The organism is Bradyrhizobium sp. WBOS08, from assembly GCF_024585125.1.
Taxonomy (GTDB): domain Bacteria; phylum Pseudomonadota; class Alphaproteobacteria; order Rhizobiales; family Xanthobacteraceae; genus Bradyrhizobium; species Bradyrhizobium japonicum_B.
Genome location: NZ_CP028988.1, coordinates 2,001,342 through 2,022,898, shown reverse-complemented (window position 1 = coordinate 2,022,898; position 21,557 = coordinate 2,001,342). Strand labels below are relative to the sequence as shown.

Here is a 21,557-nt window from a genome sequence, read left to right as displayed (position 1 = left end):
CTGTGGCCTGGCATTCGCTAAGGCTGCCTCATTCCTGCCCATTCACGAGACCGTCTCAATGTTCCCGAAGCCGAAATCCGTCCTGCTGCCCAACACCTACGCCTTCGAATCCGAGCCGATGGTGAAGCCGACGGGGTTTCGCGAATACGATGCGCGCTGGTTGTTTCAGAAGGAAATCAACCTGATGGGTGTGCTGGCGCTCGGCATGGGGCTGGGCGCGTTGATCGCCGAGCTCGGCGTCAAGCAGGAGATCGTCACTGGTCATGATTTCCGCGGCTATTCGGCCTCGATCAAATATGCGCTGATCTCCGGCCTGATGGCGGCGGGCTGCAAGGTGCACGACATCGGCCTGGCGGTGACGCCGATGGCCTATTTCGCGCAGTTCGATCTCGACGTGCCCGCTGTCGCCATGGTCACGGCCTCGCACAACGACAACGGCTGGACCGGCGTGAAGATGGGCGCCAACCGCCCGCTCACCTTCGGCCCCGACGAGATGACGCGGCTGAAGGAGATCGTGCTCAATGCCGAATTCAAGAACAAGGCGGGCGGCTCCTACCAATTCCACGAGAATTACCCGGCGCGCTACATCGCCGATCTCACCTCTCGTCCGAAGCTGACGCGCAAGCTCAAGGTGGTCGCGGCCTGCGGCAACGGCACCGCCGGCGCCTTCGCGCCGCAGGTGCTGGAGGCAATCGGCTGCGAGGTGATCCCGCTCGACACCGAGCTCGATCACACCTTCCCGAAATACAATCCGAATCCGGAAGACATGGAGATGCTGCACGCGATCCGCGATGCGGTGCTGCACCACAAGGCCGACGTCGGTCTCGGCTTCGACGGCGACGGCGACCGCTGCGGCGTCGTCGACAATACCGGCGAGGAGATCTTCGCCGACAAGGTCGGCGTGATGCTGGCGCGCGACATGTCCGCGATCCACAAGGACGCGCATTTCATAGTCGACGTGAAGTCGACCGGCCTGTTCGTCACCGATCCCGTGCTGCAGAAGCAGGGCGCCAGGACCGACTATTGGAAGACCGGTCATTCCTACATGAAGCGGCGCACCAACGAGACGGGCGCGCTCGCGGGCTTCGAGAAGTCGGGCCATTTCTTCTTCAACAAGCCCTATGGCCGCGGCTATGACGACGGCCTGGTCTCGGCGATCGCGATCTGCGACATGCTCGACCGCGCGCCGGGCAAGTCGATGGCGGATCTGAAGGACGCGCTGCCGAAGACCTGGTCGTCGCCGACCATGTCGCCGCACTGCGCCGACGAGACCAAATACGGCGTGATCGATAAGGTGGTGAAACACTTCGAGGGCCTGCAGGCCAAGGGCGCGAAGATCGGGGGACAGTCGATCCGCGATCTCGTCACCGTCAACGGCGTGCGCGTCACGGTCGAGGACGGCAGCTGGGGCCTGGTGCGCGCCTCCTCCAACAAGCCCGAGCTCGTCGTGGTGGTGGAGAGCCCGGTCTCCGAGCAGCGCATGCACGACATGTTCGAGATGGTGAACAGCGTGCTGCGCACGCATCCCGAAGTCGGCGAGTACAATCAGACGATCTGAGTGGAGGCTGGCGCTGCGGTGTTTGCCGCAGCCCGCCTCACGCCGTCCGCAGTGAGCCGAGGAAGCCGTCGACCTCGGCCTTGAGGCGCTCGGATTGTGATGACAGTCCGGCGGCAGCCTGGTGCATCTTCGAGGCGGCCTGGCCTGCCTGCTCGGACGCCTTGCTGACTCCGACGATATTGTTGTTCACCTCGCGCGTGCCGGTGGCAGCTTGCTGCAGGCTCCCCGCGATCTCGCGCGTCGCCAGGCCCTGCTGGTCGACCGCGGAGGAGATCTGGCCGGAGATCTGATCGATCTCCGCGATGGTTGCGCCGATCGCCTGGATCGCGTTGACCGCGTCGCTGGTTGCGCTCTGGATGCTCTGGACTTGCGCCGAGATCTCCTCGGTCGCCTTCGCGGTCTGGTTCGCCAGCGCCTTTACTTCACTCGCGACGACAGCAAAACCCTTGCCGTGTTCGCCGGCACGGGCCGCTTCGATGGTGGCATTCAGCGCCAGCAGATTGGTCTGGCTGGCGATGGTCTGGATCAGCGTGACGACTTCGCCGATCTTCTGGGTGCCGCTGGCGAGGCCCTCGACCACCTCGTTGGTCCGGCGCGCTTCGCTCGCGGCCTTGGCCGCGATCTCTGCGGAGCGGGAAACTTGCTGCGTTATGCTGCTCACCGACGCAGTGAGCTCTTCGGTGGCAGCCGCCACAGTCTCGACATTTCGAGAGGCCTGGTTCGATGCCGAGGCCGCGGCGGCGGTCTGGCGCGCGGTATCCGCGCTGTTGCTGCTCATCGCCGATGACAATTGCTGCACTTCGCCGGCGGCGATCGCCACCGCCTGTACGATGCCGCCGATGCTGCGCTCGAAATTGCTGGCGAGCCGCTGCTTGGCTGCCTCACGTTCCTCCTTGGCGCGCTGCTCGATCTCGTGGCGCTCGCTGTTGGCCCGCGCTTCCGCAGCCATCGCGGTCCGAGCCTCGGCCGTCTTCACGGCCGTGGTCTCGAACAGCTCCTGGAGTTTGAGCGCGAGCGCGATCAACACGCCGGCTTCGATCAGCAGGATCACGGCATGCAGCACGACGCGCCCGAAGTCCGAGCCGCCGGGATAGATCGCCGCGGGCAGCAGAAAGTTCAGCGCGATGTGATGCAGAGCGACCGCAATTGTCGCGGCGACAATCGGCCGGTAGTCGCAATAGGCCACGATGCAGGCCAGAGCCGCGAAGAAGTACATGTGCATGTCGATCTGCCAGGGATGCCCCTCGAGCTGCCAGGTGAACGTCGACACGTCACTCATCAGCGCGACGGCGAACACGAGCCGCGTGGAGAGGCCGTTGCCCGACATGCGCCAGGACAGCGTCGCCGCGAGTGCGAAGATCGTCATGAAGATTGCGGGGAGGAGCCAGGCCTTGCCGAGCACGAGGCCGATGATCACGCTGATCGGCAGGTGCAGCCAGAGCACTGCGGCAAGGACCTTGCTGGTGGTCTGGCGCAGTGATTCCAATCCATCGTTCTCGACAATCATTTCGTCTTCCCCGGGGCTATCTGCCAAAGCATGCTGAAACCGCTTGCGCGTCCATCACGAACCAGGCGCCGGCCTCGTGCAGGCGGCTCAGTCCGTCATGGTCATCCGGGCGGACGACGAGAAGAGTGGGGAGGGCAGTTGCCCTGACGATCCCTGCTTGCGCCGATCCCGCGGCCTGAAACACCTGTTGCGTGCTCCACCAAGGCGGAAACGCAACTGCGACGATTGTCGCGCCCGGACGAACCTGTAAGGTGAGGATTGCAAGCGCAGTCCACCCTGCGACCAGCAACGCTGCCGAATTCGCCCAGGCAGGCCACCGCCGCGACGGAATCGCTGCTCTCCCCTCCATGCCGCAAGGCTAGGTGTGTGCCACTAATTCCCGGTTAATGCTTGCTTACCGAGATACCGAGAAGCGTACTGAGGGGCGAGAAAGACGCGTCGCCAAATTGCCCTTGACGTTGGATGGCAACCTAAGCCGCCACCACCGCGGGAATCGGCAATGCGGTGACGGACTTGATCTTTTCCATCGCGAAGCGCGAGGTGACGTTCTTCAGCGGCACGGCGCTGATCAGCTTCTTGTAGAACACGTCGTAGGCCTGCATGTCCGCGACCACGACGCGCAGCATGTAATCGACGTCGCCGGCCATGCGATAGAACTCCATCACCTCGGGCATGGCGCTGACGGCTTCGGCGAATTTTTTCAGCCAGGCGTCGGAATGGTCGGAGCTTTCGACCGACACGAACACGGAGATGCCGAGGCCGATCTTGTTCTGGTCGACGAGGGCGACGCGCTTGATGATCACGCCGTCGGCCTCCAGCCGCTGAATGCGCTTCCAGCAGGGGGTCGAGGACAGGCCGACGCGATCGCCGATCTCGGCGACGGACAGCGAGGCATCTTCCTGAAGGACCATCAGGATCTTGCGGTCGATGGCATCGAGTCGGCGGCTGGTCTCGGGGATCTGGACGGCAACATCGGTCATTTGAAGAACTTTGTTCCATTTCTGGGGTATATTTCTCTGATATAGAGAAAATATTTCTAGAGCAAGCCCCTTATCGCGGCGCCCCTCCGGGCCCCAGCATTGGGGCGCGGCACAAAAGTTCTTCAACTTCAATACGTTGCGGGGCCGCTAGGCCGCCGCCGTGGCGGGTGCATTTCAGCGCTGCGGCGGCCGCGGCGAATCGCAGCGCCTCCCGCACGTGCTCGCCCTCGGCCAAGCGGAGCGTGAAGGCGCCATGGAAGACGTCGCCGGCGCCAAGCGTATCGACCGCCTGGACCGCGAAAGCCGGCGTCTCCTCGATCGCGGCTGTCTCGTTCAGCCAGATCGTGCCATCCGGACCTCGGGTGGCCGCGAGGAAGGCAGGCGTCAGCCCGGCCAGGCGCCTCAGGGCCTCGCCGTCGTCGGCGATGCCGGCGGTCTCCTGCACCTGCTCGCTGGCGAACAGCAGATGCGATGCCGCCGTGAGCAGGCCGTCCTGCAACGACATCGCGCGGTCGACGCCGACGATGACGGGAATGCCGCGCCGGCGTGCCTCGGTGCAGAGGGCGATCGCGAACGCGGCGCAGCGGCTTTCGACCAGCAGGGCCCGGCAATCGGCGAGCAAATTGTCGGCGTCGGGCAGTTTCACGGTCCATAGACGGGGATCGCGATAGATCGTGAGCGTCCGCTCGCCCGAAGGCTCGATCATGATCGCGGAGACCGGCGTAGTCACATCGGGCATGCGCACGATGTGCGTGGTGTCGATGCCCTCCTGCGCCATCTGCGCGAGGATGAAGCCGCTCGATGTCTCGCGAACGTCACCCATCGGCCCTGCGAAGGCGACGCGGCCACCAAGTCGCGTGATCGCGATGGCGGCGTTGAGCGCATTGCCGCCGCAGATCTCGGCGAGATGCGTGGCGTTGGCCTTGCTGCCGCGCGCGGGCACGGCCGCGACCCGAAAGGTGAGGTCGCGCACGGGAATGCCGATGCAGAGGATGCGCGGCGCGGCCTTAAGTTGCGCCATCGGCGGTCAGCTCTTGTCGTGGACCCAGCGGCCAAGCAGGTGGTGGGCGATGGCGAAAGGATGCGGGCCGGCGAGCCCGTCCGGATGCGTCCGCGTCAGCATCAGGGCGGCCTCCTCGCGCGTGAACCAGCGCGCGTCCTCCAGCTCCATGCGATCGACCACGATGTCCTCGCTCACGGCCCGCGCGCTGCAACCGATCATCAGCGACGACGGATAGGGCCAGGGCTGGGTCATGTAATATTGCACGTCGGTGCAGCGAATGCCGGATTCTTCCAGGATCTCGCGGCGCACTGCGTCTTCGATGGTCTCGGCGGCCTCGACGAAGCCGGCGAGGCAGGAATACATGCCGGGCGGAAACTGCTTCTGGCGGCCGAGCAGGCACTTGTCGCCGGACGCCACCAGCATGATCACGACCGGGTCGGTGCGCGGAAAATGCTCGGCCTTGCAAGCCGGACAGTCGCGCTTCCAGCCGCCTTCCTTCATCGCGCTGCGCGCGCCGCAATTGGCGCAATAGCCGTGGCGCTGATGCCAGCTCACCATCGACTTCGCCATCGCGATCGCCGAGAGCTCGCCGGGCGGGATCGCGCCCTGCATCGCCATGCCGCGCAGCTCGGTCAGCGTGTAGTCCTCGCGTCCCACCAGCTTCTCGGCCGCGGCCTGCGACAGGCCCATGCCGAACATCGCGGCGCCGTCGCGAAGCCCAAGGAAGATCGTGCCGGGATTGGCGCCGCACTTCAGCGCCTCGTCGATCGTAAGCAGCGCGCGGACCTTGTCGCCCTCGCGCCTCACCAGCAGCGAGTCGCGGTAGACGACATAGGCGCGCGAGCTCGGCTTCTGCTCCATCGCGAACAGCTTCTCCTCGTCGCGGCGCAGATGCGCGGCGCGGTCGAGGATGTTGGTGATGAAGGCCGGTTGCCCCAGCGGAAATGCGTCGAATGCTGACATTATCGATCAACCCAACCAGATCTTGCGGCGAAGCACACTGATGAAATTCTGAACCTCTGCGGCGTCGTGCGCCAATGGCGGCATCACACCCCAGACCGGGCGCGGCCAGGCCGCGTCACTGGTGCGGCGCGCGATGATGTGGACGTGCAGCTGCGGCACGAGGTTGCCGAGGGCTGCGATATTGAGCTTGTCGCATTTGGTGACCTCCTTCAGCGCGCGCGAGACGCGGGAGATCTCCGTCATCAGTTGCGCCTGCTGTACCTCGTCGAGATCGATGATCTCGACCGCATCTAGCCGCCGCGGCACCAGCAGCAGCCAGGGATAATGCGCGTCCTTGATGACCAGCACCTTGGACAGCGGCAAATCGCCGATGTCGATGGTGTCTTCTTTCAGGCGCGAGTGCAGCGACCAGGCGGGTTCGGACATGAAGGCTTCTCTGGATTGATTCTTACCGTCGCAGAGACCAGGTCCCCAGACAACATGCGTATGCGCCGTGGTCCTTATGCGCCGGACCGGGTAGGGCGCGCCGTTCGAGGGCGGAACGGCGCGGTTCGGGCCTGAAAGTCCCCGAACGGCCGCCGGAACAGCCGTAGACCCCGCTTGCTTTCCGCTCCCTTTGGCCCCAAATAGGGACCGGGAGATTGGCGGTGGACGAGCCACTCGCCAACCGGGTCAGGTCCGGAAGGAAGCAGCCCTAACGAGGTCCGGATCGGGTCGCTCGTCAGTCTCCTACCTGTTTTTCGAGCGAACCAGCGCCGGCGGCAGCAGCCGCCAGCGCGCTCCTTTCCGCAAAAGCCGGCCAAGAGACATTTCATTGCGGATCGACCGATGACCGACGCTGGCGCCCCTTCCAATCCCGATAGCGCCGGTCCGGCCGGCGACGCGCCTTACCGAGTGCTGGCGCGCAAATACCGTCCGTCCTCATTCGACGATCTGATCGGCCAGGAGGCGGTGGTCCGCACCGTCTCCAATGCGTTCGAGACCGGACGGATTCCGCAGGCCTGGATCCTCACCGGCGTCCGCGGTGTCGGCAAGACCACCACCGCGCGCATCCTGGCCCGCGCGCTCAACTACGAGATGCTGGATGGCTCGGTGAAGGGCCCGACCATCCACATGCCGACCCTGGGCGTGCATTGCCAGGCGATCATGGAAAGCCGGCACATGGACGTGCTGGAGATGGACGCGGCTTCGCACACCGGCGTCGACGACGTCCGCCAGATCAACGACAGCGTGCGCTATGCCCCCGCCAGCGCCCGCTACAAGGTCTATATCATCGACGAAGTCCACATGCTGTCGACGGCGGCGTTCAACGCCTTCCTGAAGACGCTGGAGGAGCCGCCGGAGCACGCCAAATTCGTGTTTGCGACCACGGAGATCCGCAAGGTTCCGGTCACCGTGCTGTCGCGCTGCCAGCGCTTCGACCTGCGCCGCGTCGACGCCGACGTGCTGATGAAGCACCTCGCCACCATCGCCGCGAAGGAAAACGTCGAGATCGAGCCGGAGGCGCTCGGCATCATCGCGCGCGCCGCCGAAGGCTCGGTGCGCGATTCGCTGTCGCTGCTGGACCAGGCGATCGCGCATGCGGCAGGCACCGTGAAGGCCGATGCGGTCAGGCAGATGCTGGGGCTCGCCGACCGCACCCGCGTGATCGACCTGTTCGATTCGCTGGCGCGGGGCGACATCGCGGCCGCCTTCAAGGAGTTCCGCGACCAGTACGACGTCGGCGCCGATCCCATCGTCGTGCTGTCGGATCTCGCCGAATTCGTCAATTTCGTCACCCGCGTGAAGATCGTGCCGGCGACCGCCGACAACGTCGCTTACGGCGAGACCGAGCGCGTGCGCGCCAAGGATTTCGCCTCCAAGATCTCGATGCGCGTGCTGTCGCGGATGTGGCAGATGCTGCTCAAGGGCATCACCGAGGTGCAGGCCGCGACGCGGCCGGCGGCGGCCGCGGAGATGGTGCTGGTGCGTATCGCTTATGTCGCCGACCTGCCGACGCCCGATGAAGCCATCAAGATGCTGGAGCAGAACGGCGGCGGCTCGCCGGTCGTGAGCGGCGGCAGTGCGGCGCGCAGCAGCGCGCCGGCCGCGCCGGTGGCGTCCGCGGCGCCGGTTCGCATGCCGACCTCGTCGCCGCCTTCGTTCGGGGGCGGTGGAGCGCGGCCGCAGATGGCGGCGCCGGCGCCGGATCCGCAAGGAGCGGCGCCGCAACTGCGCATCACGAGCTTCACCCAGCTCGTTGCGCTGGCCGGGCAGAAGCGCGATCTCATCACCAAGGGCGCGCTCGAAGGCGATATGCGCCTCGTCCGTTTCGAGGAGGGCCGGCTGGAAGTCGCGCTCGAGCCGAACGCCTCCAAGACCATGATCTCGGAGCTTGCGAAGAAATTCGAGCTGTGGACCGGCCGGCGCTGGACTATCATCGTCTCCAACGAGCCGGGCCAGCCGACGCTGCGCTCGGTGAACCAGGCCGCCAAGCAGCAGCATGCGCGGACCGCCGAGGCCGATCCGCGCGTACAGGAGGTGCTGTCGCGTTTCCCCGGCGCCAAGGTCGTCGAGGTCCGCAGGCTTGCCCCCGAGACACCGGAATCCGATATAAACACCGACTATGGCAGTGACGATCCGCCCGACGGTTCCGACGGCGACGATCTCTGAGCCGAGCTTTTCAAGGACAGACACCGATGGCTGATTTTCTCGGCATGATGAAGCAGGCGGCGCAACTGCAATCCAAGATGCAGGAGATGCAGGAGCAACTGGCCAACGTGGAAGTCGAGGGCATCTCCGGCGGCGGCCTCGTCGCCGTGCGCATGACCGCGAAGATGGACGTCAAGGCCGTCAAGATCGATCCCTCGCTGATGAAGTCGGAAGAGCGCGAGGTGCTGGAAGACTTGCTCGTCACCGCCATGGGCGATGCGCGCCGCAAGGCGGAGGCCGCGATGCAGGAGAAGATGCAGGCTCTCACCGGGGGGCTCGGCCTGCCGCCGGGGTTGTTCGGCCAGTAATATGGGCGCTGTTGCAGGTCCCGAGATCGAGCGGCTGGTCCAGCTGCTTGCACGGCTGCCAGGCCTTGGTCCGCGCTCGGCGCGGCGCGCCGCGCTGCATCTAATCAAGAAGCGCGAAGCGTTGATGATGCCGCTGGCCTCCGCCATGCAGGTGGCGCTGGACAAGGTTCAGGTCTGCAAGACCTGCGGCAACATCGACACGCAAAATCCCTGCACCGTCTGCACCGATCCGAAGCGCGATCCCGCCATCATCGTCGTCGTCGCAGACGTCGCCGATCTCTGGGCGCTGGAGCGGGCCAATGCGACTCAAGGGCGCTATCATGTGCTGGGCGCGACATTGTCGCCGCTCGACGGCGTCGGCCCGCAGGATCTGACCATCGACGCACTGGTCGCGCGCGCCCATGCTGCCGAGGTGCACGAGATCATCCTGGCGCTGAATGCGACGGTCGACGGTCAGACCACGGCGCACTACATCACCGACCTGCTTCAGGACGCCAATGTGAAGGTGACGCGGCTCGCTCATGGAGTTCCCGTCGGCGGCGAGCTTGATTATCTCGACGAAGGTACGCTATCGGCAGCGATGCGGCAGCGCACCCTGTTCTAGCCATTCACAGATCACGGAACGGACGACATGACGAAACTTTTCGCCACACGATTGGCTTTGGTTGCGACGATGGCGATGCTGGTGACCCCGGCCATCTCCGCGCAGCCGGGCGACGAGGCCCCGCCGCCGTCGAAGCCCGGCAAGCCGATCAACAATGGCGACGTGCTGTCGGGCGAGCTGAACGCCATGAAGGTGCGCGACGTCAAGAACGGCAAGCGGGTTCCGATGTATCAGATCACCTCCGAGCCGCGTCGCCTGCCGGCGCCGAACGGGCTATGCAATCTCGAGACCGGCCCCGAGACCTTCCAGCTCGTCACCTCCACCGACGCGCAGGCCACGCAGCTGAAATCGTTCGTCGGCAAGGAAATCTCGGTCAAGGTCGACGAGATCGCCTGCGCCAGCGATGCCGGCCAGATGAGCGAAGCCGTGATCACGAAGTGGAGCATCATCAAGAAGTAGTAGGGCGGCATCGCCGGGCCGGTGACGGGGACCATGCCTTGATCTCCGGTTGTGCGTCGCGCATAGTGCAAGCGATCGAGCCTTGGGGAGATCGCTCAGCCGTGCGTGGAATGACCCTTGCCGCCCTGCTTGGTTTCGTCGTCGCGTTTCCTTCGTCGGTCGCGGCTGCACCGGACACCGCCTCCTATCCGACTGCCGCAGCCGCGCTCGAATCGCTGCGCGCCAAGCCGGGGGTGAAGACGTCCGTTCAATCCGGCTGGACCGTGATCGAGGATGGCGCCACGCTGAGCCTGTGGTCGTTTCCGCCCAAGGGACATCCGGCCTATCCGGCAGCCATTCAGCGCCGCGTCGTGCAGGAAGGAAGCGAAGTCGTCATCCGAATGAACGTCCTGTGCGAAGCCTCCAAGGCCGCTTGCGATGCGCTGGTCGTCGATTTCGAGGGGCTCAACGGACGCGTTCGGAAAGAGATGCAGCGCTGAAGCATGATCCGGGAAAGTGCGCCGCGGTTTTCCGAAAAGATCATGCTTAAACAACAAGCTAAAGCGCGATGACGCTTCATCCTGATCGCATCGCGCTTTAGGCTTACACCCGCACCTGCTCCAGCGATTCGAAATGCCCGCGCTTCTGCAGCCACGCCAGCAGCATCAGGCTCGGAATGGCGACGAGGACGGAGATCGCGAAGAACATCGGCCAGCCCGTCGCCTTCGCCAGATAGCCCGCACCCGATGACAAATAGGTGCGTCCCACGGCGGCGAGCGCCGTCAGCAGCGCATACTGGGTCGCGGTGTGCAGCGGGTTCTGGCACAGCGCCGACAGATAGGCGACGAAGATCACGGTGCCGATGGCGTTGCAGAAATTGTCCGAGGTGATGGCGAGGGTCAGCGCCCATTCATTGACGCCGACCAGCGCCAGCCATGAGAACGACAGGTTGGACATCGCCTGGACGATGCCGCCGATCCACAGGCTCGTGGCCAGCGAATAGCGCCGGGCCACGAAGCCGCCGGCAAAGCCGCCGGCCAGGGTCGCCACGATGCCGACGCCCTTGACGATCACGGCATAGTCGTTCCGCGTGAAGCCGATGTCGATCACGAACGGCACGGTCATGTTGCCGGAAAACGCGTCGGTGAACTTGAACAGCACGACGAAGGCGAGCACGACCCATGCTTCCTTGCGTCGCAGGAATTCCGAGAACGCGCCCAGCGCCGCGTGGAACACCCGCGTGAGCGCGTCCTCGTCCTGCGTGGCGGCTTCGGCGCGCCCGGATTGTGCGGGCTCGGTAGCGGCCAGGGCCGTCGCCGTGCCGATCAGCACCAGCGCCGCCATCACCACATAGCCCCACATCCAGGCGGCGCCACGAGGGACGATCGCTTCGAAGCCGGTGACGATGAACAGGGCGCCCGCGGTCGATATCAGCATGCCGATGCGATAGGCGGCGACATAGGCCGCCATGCCGGCGGCCTGCTCGCTTTCGGGCAGGCTCTCGACGCGGAAAGCATCGACCACGATGTCCTGCGTCGCGGACATCGTCGCGACCAGGAGCGCACCAAGCGCGACGAACAGCGGCGAGCGCGCCGGATCAGTCAGCGCCAGCAGCAGGATCGCGCCGATCAGCAGCAATTGCGAGAACACCAGCCATCCACGCCGGCGGCCAAAGCTGCGCGTGAAGAACGGGACATGCAGGGCATCGACCAGAGGCGCCCATAGGAATTTGAGCGTGTACGGCGTTCCAACCAGTGCAAACAGCCCGATCGTTCCGAGATCGACCCCCGCCTCGGCCATCCACACCAGCAGCGTCGAGCCCGACAGCGCCAGCGGCAGCCCCGAGGAGAAGCCGAGAAACAGCACGATCAGCACCCGCGGCTGCAGGTAAACGGCAAGGCTGTCGCGCCAGGAGGTTGCAGGAGCGGCAGCGGGCGAAGTCGCGTCGGGTGCGGTCATGGGGTGGTGTTAGCAGATTCTGGGGGAAAAGACTCGCGGCGAGGCGAGAGAAGCCTCAACACCCTCGGTGTCATCGTCCGCGAAGGCGGACGATCCAGTAATCACCAGCACCTCGGTTCAACAATGACTGTCACGGCGTACTGGATGCCCCGCCTTCGCGGGGCATGACAGCATCATGGTGGCCCGGCTATCCCGGGATAGAGATCATCCCAGTTCGGGTTATGCTGCTCGATCAGTCGAACCTTCCATGCCCTGTTCCACTTCTTCAACCGCTTTTCGCGCTTGATCGCGTTTTCAGGATCGTCGAATTGTTCGAAGTAGACCAGTCGTGAGACATCGTACTTTTCCGTGAAACTCTCGATCAGCTTTGACTTGTGCTCCGCCACTCGGCGAACGAGGTCGTTTGTCACGCCGATGTAAAGCGTGCCGCCGATCTTGCTGGCCAGGATGTAGACGTAGTAATGGCGTCCGCCCATGCGACTCACCCTCTCGGTGTCATCGTCCGCGAAGGCGGACGATCCAGTAACCACCAGCGTCTCGGTTCGATCACAACCGCCGCGGCGTACTGGATGCCCCGCCTTCGCGGGGCACGACAGCGTGCCCTAATCTCACTCTCCCGCCTGAAGCTTCCTTGGAAACAGCTCGCTTGCGCCGGTCGCCACCAGCCGCGGTCCCTCCGGGGCGTCGCTCTTGCTGAAATCGAGCTCCTCGATGCGTCCCGCGCGCTTCTCGATCTTGTCGGCGGAGATCAGCACCTGGCGGACGTCCTCGTTCACGTCGGCGAAATGCTTCTGCAGCTTCAGCACGCGGTCGCGCAGCCGGCCGAGATCGTCGCCGAGCTTGATCACCTCGGTGCGGATCTGGTCGGCGGCATCGCGCATGCGCGCGTCCTTCATGATCTGCTGCATCACCTGGATCGCGAGCATCAGAAGCGAGGGCGAGACCAGCACGACGCGGGCACGATAGGCCTTCTGGATCACGTCGTCGAAACCGTCGTGGATTTCGGCGTAGACCGATTCCGACGGCACGAACATCAGCGCCATCTCCTGGGTCTCGCCGGCGACGAGATATTTTTCGGCGATGTCGCTGACATGCTTCATCACGTCGCCGCGCAGCCGCTGCGTGGCGAGGCGCTTCTCCTCGTCGGTGCGGGCATCGTGCAGCGCCGTCATCGCCTCCAGCGGAAATTTGGCGTCGATGCAGAGCGGGCGCTGGTCGGGCAGGAACACGACGCAGTCCGGCCGTTTGCCGGTCGAGAGCGTGAACTGGAACTCGTAGGAGCCTTTGGGAAGCCCGTCCTGGACGATCGCCTCCATCCGCGCCTGACCGAAGGCGCCGCGCGACTGCTTGTTGGCGAGCACGTCGCGCAAGGTGGTCACCTGGGTGGTGAGGTCGGTGAGATTCTTGTGCGCGCTGTCGATGATGCCGAGCCGCTCGTGCAGCGCGCGCAGGCTCTCCATGGTGTTGCGGGTCGAATGTTCCATGGACTGGCCGACGCGGTGGGTGACCGAATCCAGCCGTTCGTTGACCGCCCGCGCCATCTCGGCCTGGCGGCCGGCCAGCGCCTGGGTCATGGCGTCGACCCGGCCGGAGGATTCGCTCTGGGCCCGCAGCACCTCGCTCAGGCGCTCCTCGAGCTCGTCGGCCCGGATCGCGTGCGCCATGGCGAGTTCCGCGCCGCGCCGCCCGGACCGCGCGATCACGACCGCGATCACCACCAGCAGGATGAGAACCAGGGCGCCGAAGCCGATCAGCGCGTCCACGACGCGCACCGGCCAGTCGCCGAGCATGAAAATGATGTCGTTCATGCCGACCCTTCTAGCCGATTCGCCTGGGCGTACGAACGAATAGCGAACATTTATGGTGAATGCTCCGTTAATTTTTATGGTTAACGAAACCTGAAGTTTTATGGTTAGCGAGGGGTTAACAGGGTTCCTGGCCGCATTGACCGCATCGGGCATGGGGCTTAAATCGCGGCCATGGCCCTCAGAGAAATCATCATCCTGCCCGACAAGCAGCTGCGCCTGGTCTCCAAGCCGATCGAGAAGGTCACCTCGGAGATCCGCAAGCTTGCCGACGACATGTTCGAGACCATGTACGACGCGCCCGGCATCGGCCTCGCCGCGATTCAGGTCGCGCAGCCGCTGCGGCTGATCACCATGGATCTCGCCAAGCGCGACGAAAACGGCGAGACCAAGCCGCTGCCGCGCGTCTTCATCAATCCGGAGATCATCGCGGCCTCGGAGGAACTCTCTGTTTACGAAGAAGGCTGCCTCTCGATCCCCGAATATTACGAGGAGGTCGAGCGCCCGGCGAAGGTGCGCGTGCGCTTCACCGATCTCGACGGCAAGGTGCACGAGGAGGACGCCGAAGGCCTCTATGCCACCTGCATCCAGCACGAGATCGACCATCTCAACGGCGTGCTGTTCGTCGATTATCTCTCCAAGCTCAAGCGCGACCGCGTCATGAAGAAGTTCGAGAAGGCCGCCAAGCGCGCCGGCGAGTAGGCCACGTCCTCCGCCGTCATGCCCGGCCTTGTGCCGGGCATCCACGTTCTTTGCGGCTCCGAGCAGGAAGAACGTGGATGGCCGGGACAAGCCCGGCCATGACGAGTACCTTGCTTGTTGTTCGAGGATTGTCTCGTCACATGCCCCTCCGCCTCATCTTCATGGGCACGCCCGATTTCTCCGTGCCGACGCTGCTCGAGCTGGTCGCGCATGGCCATGAAATCGTGGCCGTCTACACCCGTGCGCCGAAGCCGGGCGGACGGCGCGGGCTGCAATTGCAGCCGACCCCGGTCGAGGAAGCCGCGCGAAAGCTCGGCGTGCCCGTGCTGACGCCGAAGACGTTGAAAACCCAGGAGGCGCTCGACGAGTTCAGTGCGTTCGAGGCGGATGCCGCCGTCGTGGTCGCCTACGGCATGATCCTGCCGCAGGCGATCCTCGATGCGCCGAAACTCGGCTGCTACAATCTGCATGCCTCGCTGCTGCCGCGCTGGCGCGGCGCGGCGCCGATCAACCGCGCGATCATGGCCGGCGATGCCGAGAGCGGCGTGATGGTGATGAAGATGGATGTCGGTCTCGATACCGGCGACGTCGCCATGGCCGAGCGGCTCGCGATCACCGACAACATGACGGCGGCGGAGCTGCACGATCGGCTCTCGCGTCTCGGTGCCGATCTGATGGTGCGGGCGATGGCCGCGCTCGATCGCGGCGGGCTCCAGCTCAGGAAGCAGAGCGAGGACGGGGTCACCTATGCCGCCAAGATCGACAAGGCCGAGGCGCGGATCGACTGGCGCAAGCCGGCGCACGAGGTGCTGCGCCACATCCACGGCCTGTCGCCGTTTCCCGGCGCCTGGGCCGAGCTGGAGAACGCGCGCGTCAAGATCTTGCGCTGTCAGCTGGCGCAAGGCGCGGGCGAGCCGGGCGCGGTGCTCGGCGATCATCTCACCGTCGCCTGCGGCGAGGGCGCGATCCGCATCGTCGAGCTCCAGCGCGAGGGCAAGGGCCGGATGCAGGCCGCCGACTTCCTGCGCGGCGTGCCGTTGAAGGCGGGAGCCAAATTCACCTGACACTGTCATACCCCGCGCAGGCGGGGTATCCAGTACGCCGAGCTTCTCGGCTGAACGGATAGGCTGCGGAGTACTGGATTGCCCGCCTTCGCGGGCAATGACAGTGAAACTGGATAAAATGCCCCGCTACAAGCTCACCATCGAATATGACGGCGCGCCGTTCTTCGGCTGGCAGGTGCAGAACACGCTGCCCTCGGTGCAGGGCGCGCTGGAAGCGGCCGTGAAGGCGATGACGGGGGCGGATCTGCGGGTGCATGGCGCCGGCCGCACCGATGCCGGCGTGCATGCGCGCGGCCAGGTCGCGCATGTCGACGTCGACAAGCAGTTTCCGCCGGGCCGTCTTCGCGACGGGCTCAACGCGCATCTGCGCCCGCATCCGATCGCGGTGCTCGAGGCCGAGATCGTGCCCGACAGCTTCGAGGCGCGCTTCTCGGCGGTGAAGCGGCACTACCGCTATCGCGTCATCAACACGCGCGCCAATCTCGCGCTCGACGCCGGCCACGCCTGGCGCGTGCCGCGCAAGCTCGATGCCGAGGCGATGCATGCGGCAGCCCAGCGCCTGCTCGGCAAGCATGATTTCACCACCTTCCGCGATACCGAGTGTCAGGCCAAATCGCCGGAGAAGACGCTCGACCAGCTCGACGTCACGCGTGACGGTCGCGAGATCACGATCGTCACCTCGGCGCGCTCGTTCCTGCACAGCCAGGTCCGCTCGATGGTGGGATCGCTGGTGTGGGTGGGCGAGGGCCGCTGGACTGCCGACGATCTCTCCGCGGCCCTCGCCGCCCGCAACCGCGCCGCCTGCGGCATCGTCGCGCCGCCGGAGGGGCTGTATTTGATGAAGGTGGATTATTAGACTAGCGCCCGCTCCGCAACGGCGGTGGGTTGGGCGGCGAGTAGTGCCTTAAGCAAAATACCTTGCCAAGATCCCGCGATAGACCCGCGTCAGCTTCTCCAGATCGGCAACCGGCACGCGCTCGTCGACCTGGTGCATGGTCTGTCCGACCAGCCCGAACTCAATCACCGGGCAATAGCTGGAGATGAAGCGCGCATCCGACGTGCCGCCCGACGTCGACAGCTCCGGCTTGCGCCCCGTCACCTCCTCGATCGCGGACACAGCAAGATCGGTGAACGCACCCGGCTTGGTCACGAACACGTTGGAGTTCGAGGGCTCCCAGACGATGCGGGCCTTGATGCGGTTGCCGCAGGCCTTGGCGAGGCGCGTCTCGACCAGCTCGCGCAAGCTCGCCTGGGTGTGATTGTCGTTATAGCGGATGTTGAATCTGGCGCGCGCCTCGCCGGGGATGACGTTGAAGGCCTTGTTGCCGACGTCGACCGAGACGAACTCGAGATTGGAGGCCTGGAATTGCGCGCTGCCATGGTCGAGCGGCTCGTCGGAGATCGCTACGATCAGCCGCGAAATGTCCGGCACCGGATTGGAAGCGCGATGCGGGTAGGCGACGTGACCCTGCACGCCGTCGACGACGAGCGTGCCGGATTGCGAGCCGCGGCGGCCGACCTTGATGGTGTCGCCGAGCGTCTCGACATTGGAGGGCTCGCCGAGCACGCAATGGTCGAACGTCTCGCCGCGCGCGGCGGCCCATTTGAGCAGCTTGATGGTGCCGTTGATGGAGACGTCTTCCTCGTCGCCGGTGATCAGGAACGAGATCGAGCCCTTGCCGTCGGCACGCGGCTGGCCGCCGTTGGCGGCGAGATGCTCCAGCACCGCCGCGACCGAGCAGGCGATGCCGCCCTTCATGTCGACCGCGCCGCGGCCGTGCAGGACGCCGTCCTTCACCTCGCCGGAGAAGGCACCGACGCTCCAGGCGCTCTCGTCGCCAGGCGGCACCACGTCGGTGTGGCCGGCAAAGGTGATGTGCGGCCCTTCGGTGCCGATCCGCGCATAGAGATTGTCGACGTCGGCCGTGCCCGGCTCGCTGAACGTCACGCGGTGACAGGTGAAGTCGGCAGCGCCGAGGACTTTTTCGAGCACCCCGAGCGCACCGGCATCTTCAGGGGTCACCGAGGGGCAGCGGATGAGGTCGCGGGCAATGGACAGAGCATCGGTCATGCGCCCCGCTTAACATGCATGCCGCCGGGTGGGCTAGCATGGCGCGGGACAATTTCGATCTCGCGGCTCTGGTCCCAGCCTCTTGCGGAGATCGCCGCGGGTGCGGAATCGTCCTCGGCTTTCGGATCGGGACCGTACCGGTTGGGCCCCTTGGTGCCGCGCAGGAATCCGGTCTCGACAAAAGCGGCGACGGAGAGGACCACGCTGCCCAGCCCGAGCGGCAGCATCCAGTAGGTGTCCGGAAGGCGATCCTCGAACTGCGCGTAGAGGCCTGGAAGCACGAAATAGGCGAGCAGCCACCATGCGCTCTTGTCGCGGTCATGCAGGCGCTTCACGACGATCGCGAGATAGATCCAGAGCATCAGCCCGGTTGCGGCCAGCTTGAGCAGCAGCACCGGCAGATTGTCCAGCAGCGACCATCGATAGGCCGCGGGATCGACGATATTGAAGACGTCGTCAGCATTCAGATTGAAGGATTTGACCTCGCTGCCGAGCGCGGCCATGACGCCCAGGCAGAGGAAGAACAGCAGGATCGTGCCGCACAGGACAGAGATCAGGCAGCACCAGAACCCGGCGCGCCCCATGCGGCCGTCGAAGCGGAAGAGATACCAGGTCCAGTCCATGCGAGCGGCTCCGGGCGGAACGGGGCCGCCCGAAGATTGGTCGCGATGAAGGGGAGGTCGGTTCGACGGGGCAGGCTGGTGCCGCTTGTCAGGGGGTACAGGTCTCTCGACGATCCAGCGTGTGGGGCCCCTCACCCCAACCCTCTCCCCGTAAGAATGTTCAGAACGGGGAGAGGGGGAGGAGGAGAAATTCCCGTCAATCCCGCAGCAGCTCGTTGATGCTGGTCTTCGAGCGCGTGCGCTCGTCGACGCGCTTGACGATGACGGCGCAGGCGGTGCTGGGTCCGATCTGGCCGTTCTTCATCGGCTTGCCGGGCAAGGCGCCGGGCACCACCACCGCATATTCGGGGACTTCGCCCATGAAGATCTCGCCGGTCTCGCGGTCGACGATCTTGGTCGAGGCGCCCAGGAACACGCCCATCGACAGCACCGCGCCCTTGCGCACGATCACGCCCTCGGCGACCTCGCTGCGCGCGCCGATGAAGCAATCGTCCTCGATGATCACGGGCTCGGCCTGCAGCGGCTCGAGCACGCCGCCGATGCCGGCGCCGCCGGAGATGTGCACGCGCTTGCCGATCTGCGCGCAGGAGCCGACGGTGGCCCAGGTGTCGACCATGGTGCTCTCATCGACATAGGCGCCGAGGTTGACGAAGGACGGCATCAACACGACGTTCTTGGCGATGAAGGCCGAGCGGCGGACAACGGCGCCCGGCACCGCGCGAAAACCGGCATCGCGAAAACGGTTCTCGCCCCAGCCCTCGAACTTCGAGGGCACCTTGTCCCACCAGGTCGCCTTGCCCGGGCCGCCATTGATGACGCCCATGTCGTTGAGGCGGAACGAGAGCAGCACCGCCTTCTTCAGCCATTGATTGACCTTCCACTTGCCATCGGTGCCGCGCTCGGCAACGCGCGCCTCACCCTTGTCCAAGGTCTCCAGCGCCTGGTCCACGGCCTCGCGCACCTCGCCCTTGGTCGAGGTCGAAATGCCGTCACGCGCGTCGAAGGCGCTGTTGATGGTGGATTCGAGGGCGGACAGGGACATCGGGATTTCCTCTGGGAAACGGGAATTTTGGTGGATTGAGGCGCTTTTTCGGGATTTGGCGGGGCGGAGTCAAGCTTGGTTCGGTGTCATCACCCGCGAAAGCGGGTGATCCAGCACGCCGCGGCGGTCGTGATGAATCGAGATGGCGGTGACCACTGGATACCCCGCCTTCGCGGGGTATGACGGCTACTTGGGGTGGGACAGTCCGCCCAAAAACCCCGCCAGGTCATCCGTGACGTAGTCGACATGGACGGCGTCCCGGCCCTCCAGTTCCCAGTCCTCGCGCACCACCTCTTTCGTGCCGTCCGGCACCACCAGCACCGTGGTCATGCCGAGCGCGTGCGGGACGGTGAGGTTGCGGGCGAGGTCCTCGAACATGGCGGCGCGGGTCGGATCGACCGAATGGTCGGAGAGGAATTTCCGATACGTCTGCGCCGCCGGCTTCGGCTCGAACTCGGCGGCAATGATGTCGAACACGCCGTCGAAATGGCCGGCGAAGCCGAGTCGCGCCAGCACCGCATCGACGTGGTCGACCGAGCCGTTGGTCAGGATCAGCTTGCGCCCGGACAATCTTGCGATGGCTTCGCCGAGCGCGGGGTTCGGCTCCAGCGGCGAGTGGTCGATCTTGTGGACGTAGGCGAGATAGTCGTCGGCGGAAACGCCATGCAGGGTCATCATGCCGCGCATGGTGGTGCCGAAGCGCCGGTAATAATCCTTCTGGATGTTGCGTGCTTCTTCCGGGCCGACATTCAGCCAGTTGCACACGAACTCCCCGATCCGCGCATCGACCTGCTGCCACAGGTTGACGTGATGCGGATAGAGCGTGTTGTCGAGGTCGAACACCCAGGTGTCGACGTGGTCGAAGGTGCGGGGGGAATTCATATCAACATTCTCGACTCGTCATCCCGGGGCGCGCGAAGCGCGAGCCCGGGACCCATAACCACAGGGAGGCGTTGGGCGAAGACTCGGGGTTGCCAGCTTCGCGCCACAACCACTCCCTTGGGGTTATGGGTCCCCGCCTTCGCGGGGACGACAGCGGAGCTTGTTGAAGCTTGCGGGCTTGTCATGACACCCATCACGGCACCGCAAAGCGCAGCGTCTTGCCGCCGCTGGACATGTCGACCGTACCAAAGCCCGTTGCCGCAAATCCGCGCGCGCCGCAATCGGTCTGCTCATTGGTCTCGAACTTGGTCTCGCGCGTGCACAGCTGCCGGTCGCCGCCCCAATTCAGCGGCCTGTCCTTCAGCTTAACGGTGCGGTTGTCGGCGTCGACGGCCTCCGCGAAGCTGAAGATCTGTTTCGGTTGGCCAGTCACGTCGGGGTGCAAGCAGGTCTTGGGATCGATGCGATACCAGCCGCGGCTGGTGACGGACTTGCCGTCGTCGGTCGCGATCGCCGCCATCACCTTGTGCGGCGTGTCGTTGCACCAGGTGAGGCCGGCCGCAGACGGCGTCTGCACCGCATCGACCATGGTCTTGAAGAAGCTCGGCGAGCCCACGATGTCCGACGACAGGCCGCGGCTCTTCAGGAACGCGGACAGCGCGGCTTGGGTCTTCGGCCCGTCGACGCCGTCGATCGGCGCGGCGTCATAGCCTGCGATCACCAGCAGGCGCTGGATGCCGGCAAGCCGCGCCTGCTCGTCGTCATATTCGGAATCCTCGGCAAGGTAGGCGACGAGGTGGCCGTCCGCGGCTTGCGTCGGCGTCACTTGCGTGAAGGCGGCTTGGGCCTGGCCGGTGCGGCATTGCCGGGCGGCCGCGATGACGAAATTGTCCTGGGCGACGCAGAGCATGTCGCGGCCGCTCTGCGGGATCGGGGAGGCACCATAGACGCCGAGCGCGCGGGCGTTGAGCAGGATGCGGTCGGCGGTCAGCGTGCCCTGCACAACCACGCGGCAGGTGGCGGGATCGATCCTGAACCAGCCGCGCGTCGCGGTCGCCGCCTTGTCGTCGATGCCGATCGCGGCCTCGACCACATAGGACATGCGGTTGCAGATCTTGAGGTCGGCGAAGGCCGGGGCGGAGGAGAAGAAAAACGAGACGGCCGCGGCCGGCAGCGTCATCAGGAATCGGGTGAGGCGGGAGCGATGTGGATGACGCTCTCTCGCGTCGTCACGGCCGGGCTTGACCCGGCCATCCACGTCTTTGCCACGAGAAGAAAGGTCGTGGATGCCCGGGCCTTCGCCGCGCCGAACCGGCTTCGGCCGCGCAGGCGGGACAAGCCCGGGCATGACGGCTCT

At 65.3% G+C, this 21,557-nt stretch carries 22 protein-coding genes and 1 other RNA gene; 10 read left to right on the top strand and 13 right to left on the bottom strand.

All coding sequences use genetic code 11. The features are described 5' to 3' along the window. The first annotated feature begins 58 nt into the window (after positions 1-58). Complete coding sequence (locus DCM80_RS09815; RefSeq protein WP_257196775.1) at positions 59-1,558, top strand: phosphomannomutase/phosphoglucomutase; 1,500 nt, start codon at positions 59-61, stop codon at positions 1,556-1,558. 37 nt (positions 1,559-1,595) lie between these two features. Here the strand turns inward: DCM80_RS09815 and DCM80_RS09810 are convergent, their stop codons facing one another. The 5 genes from DCM80_RS09810 to DCM80_RS09785 form a co-directional block, all read right to left on the bottom strand. Continuing rightward, positions 1,596-3,065, bottom strand: a complete 1,470-nt coding sequence (locus DCM80_RS09810; protein ID WP_257196774.1) for a methyl-accepting chemotaxis protein — start codon at positions 3,063-3,065, stop codon at positions 1,596-1,598. A 470-nt stretch (positions 3,066-3,535) separates the two neighbouring features. Then, positions 3,536-4,045: an Lrp/AsnC family transcriptional regulator gene (locus DCM80_RS09800; protein ID WP_126260215.1), complete on the bottom strand. Its 510-nt coding sequence runs from the start codon at positions 4,043-4,045 to the stop codon at positions 3,536-3,538. A 70-nt stretch (positions 4,046-4,115) separates the two neighbouring features. After that, entirely contained in the window at positions 4,116-5,066 is a 951-nt protein-coding gene (locus DCM80_RS09795; protein ID WP_257196772.1) for a sugar kinase, read from the bottom strand. A 6-nt stretch (positions 5,067-5,072) separates the two neighbouring features. Beyond that, a complete protein-coding gene (gene nudC / locus DCM80_RS09790; protein WP_257196771.1) occupies positions 5,073-6,011 on the bottom strand; it encodes an NAD(+) diphosphatase in 939 nt (312 codons plus the stop codon). 6 nt (positions 6,012-6,017) lie between these two features. Continuing rightward, positions 6,018-6,437 (bottom strand): HIT domain-containing protein, encoded by a 420-nt coding sequence (locus DCM80_RS09785; RefSeq protein WP_257196770.1) that lies wholly within the window; start codon positions 6,435-6,437, stop codon positions 6,018-6,020. A 210-nt stretch (positions 6,438-6,647) separates the two neighbouring features. Between DCM80_RS09785 and ffs the strand changes: the two genes are divergently transcribed. The 6 genes from ffs (at position 6,648) to DCM80_RS09755 (ending at position 10,552) form a co-directional block, all read left to right on the top strand. After that, an RNA gene (gene ffs, locus DCM80_RS09780) (signal recognition particle sRNA small type) lies at positions 6,648-6,744 on the top strand. Positions 6,745-6,839: 95 nt separating this feature from the next. Next, entirely contained in the window at positions 6,840-8,663 is a 1,824-nt protein-coding gene (locus tag DCM80_RS09775; RefSeq protein WP_257196769.1) for a DNA polymerase III subunit gamma/tau, read from the top strand. 26 nt (positions 8,664-8,689) lie between these two features. Continuing rightward, a complete protein-coding gene (locus DCM80_RS09770; protein ID WP_257196768.1) occupies positions 8,690-9,010 on the top strand; it encodes a YbaB/EbfC family nucleoid-associated protein in 321 nt (106 codons plus the stop codon). 1 nt (position 9,011) lies between these two features. Further along, positions 9,012-9,614, top strand: coding sequence for a recombination mediator RecR (gene recR / locus DCM80_RS09765; protein WP_100174939.1), 603 nt, complete (start codon positions 9,012-9,014; stop codon positions 9,612-9,614). A 27-nt stretch (positions 9,615-9,641) separates the two neighbouring features. Next, positions 9,642-10,073 (top strand): hypothetical protein, encoded by a 432-nt coding sequence (locus DCM80_RS09760; protein WP_257196767.1) that lies wholly within the window; start codon positions 9,642-9,644, stop codon positions 10,071-10,073. 110 nt (positions 10,074-10,183) lie between these two features. Beyond that, on the top strand, positions 10,184-10,552 hold the full coding sequence (locus DCM80_RS09755; RefSeq protein ID WP_257196765.1) for a hypothetical protein: 369 nt from the start codon (positions 10,184-10,186) through the stop codon (positions 10,550-10,552). A gap of 103 nt (positions 10,553-10,655) precedes the next feature. Here the strand turns inward: DCM80_RS09755 and DCM80_RS09750 are convergent, their stop codons facing one another. The 3 genes from DCM80_RS09750 to DCM80_RS09740 form a co-directional block, all read right to left on the bottom strand. After that, complete coding sequence (locus DCM80_RS09750; RefSeq protein ID WP_257196764.1) at positions 10,656-12,011, bottom strand: MFS transporter; 1,356 nt, start codon at positions 12,009-12,011, stop codon at positions 10,656-10,658. Positions 12,012-12,184: 173 nt separating this feature from the next. After that, the gene (locus DCM80_RS09745; protein WP_257196763.1) at positions 12,185-12,487 is read right to left on the bottom strand and encodes a GIY-YIG nuclease family protein; all 303 of its coding nucleotides are present in this window, start codon (positions 12,485-12,487) and stop codon (positions 12,185-12,187) included. Between the two features lie 132 nt (positions 12,488-12,619). Then, entirely contained in the window at positions 12,620-13,819 is a 1,200-nt protein-coding gene (locus DCM80_RS09740) for a DNA recombination protein RmuC (protein WP_257196762.1), read from the bottom strand. A gap of 171 nt (positions 13,820-13,990) precedes the next feature. On the opposite strand from DCM80_RS09740, the gene def reads away from it, so the two are divergent. The 3 genes from def to truA all read left to right on the top strand — a co-directional run bounded on the left by def (position 13,991) and on the right by truA (position 16,438). After that, the gene (gene def, locus DCM80_RS09735; RefSeq protein ID WP_257196761.1) at positions 13,991-14,518 is read left to right on the top strand and encodes a peptide deformylase; all 528 of its coding nucleotides are present in this window, start codon (positions 13,991-13,993) and stop codon (positions 14,516-14,518) included. 140 nt (positions 14,519-14,658) lie between these two features. Beyond that, a complete protein-coding gene (fmt, locus tag DCM80_RS09730; protein WP_257196760.1) occupies positions 14,659-15,582 on the top strand; it encodes a methionyl-tRNA formyltransferase in 924 nt (307 codons plus the stop codon). Between the two features lie 118 nt (positions 15,583-15,700). Continuing rightward, the gene (gene truA / locus DCM80_RS09725; RefSeq protein WP_257196759.1) at positions 15,701-16,438 is read left to right on the top strand and encodes a tRNA pseudouridine(38-40) synthase TruA; all 738 of its coding nucleotides are present in this window, start codon (positions 15,701-15,703) and stop codon (positions 16,436-16,438) included. A gap of 48 nt (positions 16,439-16,486) precedes the next feature. On the opposite strand, the gene dapE is transcribed toward truA, so the two are convergent. The 5 genes from dapE to DCM80_RS09700 form a co-directional block, all read right to left on the bottom strand. Then, positions 16,487-17,653, bottom strand: a complete 1,167-nt coding sequence (dapE, locus tag DCM80_RS09720) for a succinyl-diaminopimelate desuccinylase (protein ID WP_257196758.1) — start codon at positions 17,651-17,653, stop codon at positions 16,487-16,489. After that, the gene (locus DCM80_RS09715) at positions 17,650-18,276 is read right to left on the bottom strand and encodes a DUF805 domain-containing protein (RefSeq protein WP_257196757.1); all 627 of its coding nucleotides are present in this window, start codon (positions 18,274-18,276) and stop codon (positions 17,650-17,652) included. Before DCM80_RS09715 ends, dapE begins: the two co-directional genes overlap by 4 nt. A gap of 196 nt (positions 18,277-18,472) precedes the next feature. After that, positions 18,473-19,318, bottom strand: a complete 846-nt coding sequence (dapD, locus tag DCM80_RS09710; protein WP_257196756.1) for a 2,3,4,5-tetrahydropyridine-2,6-dicarboxylate N-succinyltransferase — start codon at positions 19,316-19,318, stop codon at positions 18,473-18,475. A 186-nt stretch (positions 19,319-19,504) separates the two neighbouring features. Further along, positions 19,505-20,200, bottom strand: a complete 696-nt coding sequence (locus DCM80_RS09705) for a pyrimidine 5'-nucleotidase (protein WP_257196755.1) — start codon at positions 20,198-20,200, stop codon at positions 19,505-19,507. A 193-nt stretch (positions 20,201-20,393) separates the two neighbouring features. Further along, complete coding sequence (locus DCM80_RS09700; protein WP_257196754.1) at positions 20,394-21,380, bottom strand: DUF1036 domain-containing protein; 987 nt, start codon at positions 21,378-21,380, stop codon at positions 20,394-20,396. Positions 21,381-21,557: the final 177 nt, after the last annotated feature.

What these genes read in the sequence shown, in the direction of transcription:
- DCM80_RS09815 (WP_257196775.1), top strand. Translation starts at nt 59, where the DNA reads ATGTTCCCGAAGCCGAAATCCGTCCTGCTGCCCAACACCTACGCCTTC.
- DCM80_RS09810 (WP_257196774.1), bottom strand. Translation starts at nt 3,065, where the DNA reads ATGATTGTCGAGAACGATGGATTGGAATCACTGCGCCAGACCACCAGC.
- DCM80_RS09800 (WP_126260215.1), bottom strand. Translation starts at nt 4,045, where the DNA reads ATGACCGATGTTGCCGTCCAGATCCCCGAGACCAGCCGCCGACTCGAT.
- DCM80_RS09795 (WP_257196772.1), bottom strand. Translation starts at nt 5,066, where the DNA reads ATGGCGCAACTTAAGGCCGCGCCGCGCATCCTCTGCATCGGCATTCCC.
- nudC (WP_257196771.1), bottom strand. Translation starts at nt 6,011, where the DNA reads ATGTCAGCATTCGACGCATTTCCGCTGGGGCAACCGGCCTTCATCACC.
- DCM80_RS09785 (WP_257196770.1), bottom strand. Translation starts at nt 6,437, where the DNA reads ATGTCCGAACCCGCCTGGTCGCTGCACTCGCGCCTGAAAGAAGACACC.
- DCM80_RS09775 (WP_257196769.1), top strand. Translation starts at nt 6,840, where the DNA reads ATGACCGACGCTGGCGCCCCTTCCAATCCCGATAGCGCCGGTCCGGCC.
- DCM80_RS09770 (WP_257196768.1), top strand. Translation starts at nt 8,690, where the DNA reads ATGGCTGATTTTCTCGGCATGATGAAGCAGGCGGCGCAACTGCAATCC.
- recR (WP_100174939.1), top strand. Translation starts at nt 9,012, where the DNA reads ATGGGCGCTGTTGCAGGTCCCGAGATCGAGCGGCTGGTCCAGCTGCTT.
- DCM80_RS09760 (WP_257196767.1), top strand. Translation starts at nt 9,642, where the DNA reads ATGACGAAACTTTTCGCCACACGATTGGCTTTGGTTGCGACGATGGCG.
- DCM80_RS09755 (WP_257196765.1), top strand. Translation starts at nt 10,184, where the DNA reads ATGACCCTTGCCGCCCTGCTTGGTTTCGTCGTCGCGTTTCCTTCGTCG.
- DCM80_RS09750 (WP_257196764.1), bottom strand. Translation starts at nt 12,011, where the DNA reads ATGACCGCACCCGACGCGACTTCGCCCGCTGCCGCTCCTGCAACCTCC.
- DCM80_RS09745 (WP_257196763.1), bottom strand. Translation starts at nt 12,487, where the DNA reads ATGGGCGGACGCCATTACTACGTCTACATCCTGGCCAGCAAGATCGGC.
- DCM80_RS09740 (WP_257196762.1), bottom strand. Translation starts at nt 13,819, where the DNA reads ATGAACGACATCATTTTCATGCTCGGCGACTGGCCGGTGCGCGTCGTG.
- def (WP_257196761.1), top strand. Translation starts at nt 13,991, where the DNA reads ATGGCCCTCAGAGAAATCATCATCCTGCCCGACAAGCAGCTGCGCCTG.
- fmt (WP_257196760.1), top strand. Translation starts at nt 14,659, where the DNA reads ATGCCCCTCCGCCTCATCTTCATGGGCACGCCCGATTTCTCCGTGCCG.
- truA (WP_257196759.1), top strand. Translation starts at nt 15,701, where the DNA reads ATGCCCCGCTACAAGCTCACCATCGAATATGACGGCGCGCCGTTCTTC.
- dapE (WP_257196758.1), bottom strand. Translation starts at nt 17,653, where the DNA reads ATGACCGATGCTCTGTCCATTGCCCGCGACCTCATCCGCTGCCCCTCG.
- DCM80_RS09715 (WP_257196757.1), bottom strand. Translation starts at nt 18,276, where the DNA reads ATGGACTGGACCTGGTATCTCTTCCGCTTCGACGGCCGCATGGGGCGC.
- dapD (WP_257196756.1), bottom strand. Translation starts at nt 19,318, where the DNA reads ATGTCCCTGTCCGCCCTCGAATCCACCATCAACAGCGCCTTCGACGCG.
- DCM80_RS09705 (WP_257196755.1), bottom strand. Translation starts at nt 20,200, where the DNA reads ATGAATTCCCCCCGCACCTTCGACCACGTCGACACCTGGGTGTTCGAC.
- DCM80_RS09700 (WP_257196754.1), bottom strand. Translation starts at nt 21,380, where the DNA reads ATGACGCTGCCGGCCGCGGCCGTCTCGTTTTTCTTCTCCTCCGCCCCG.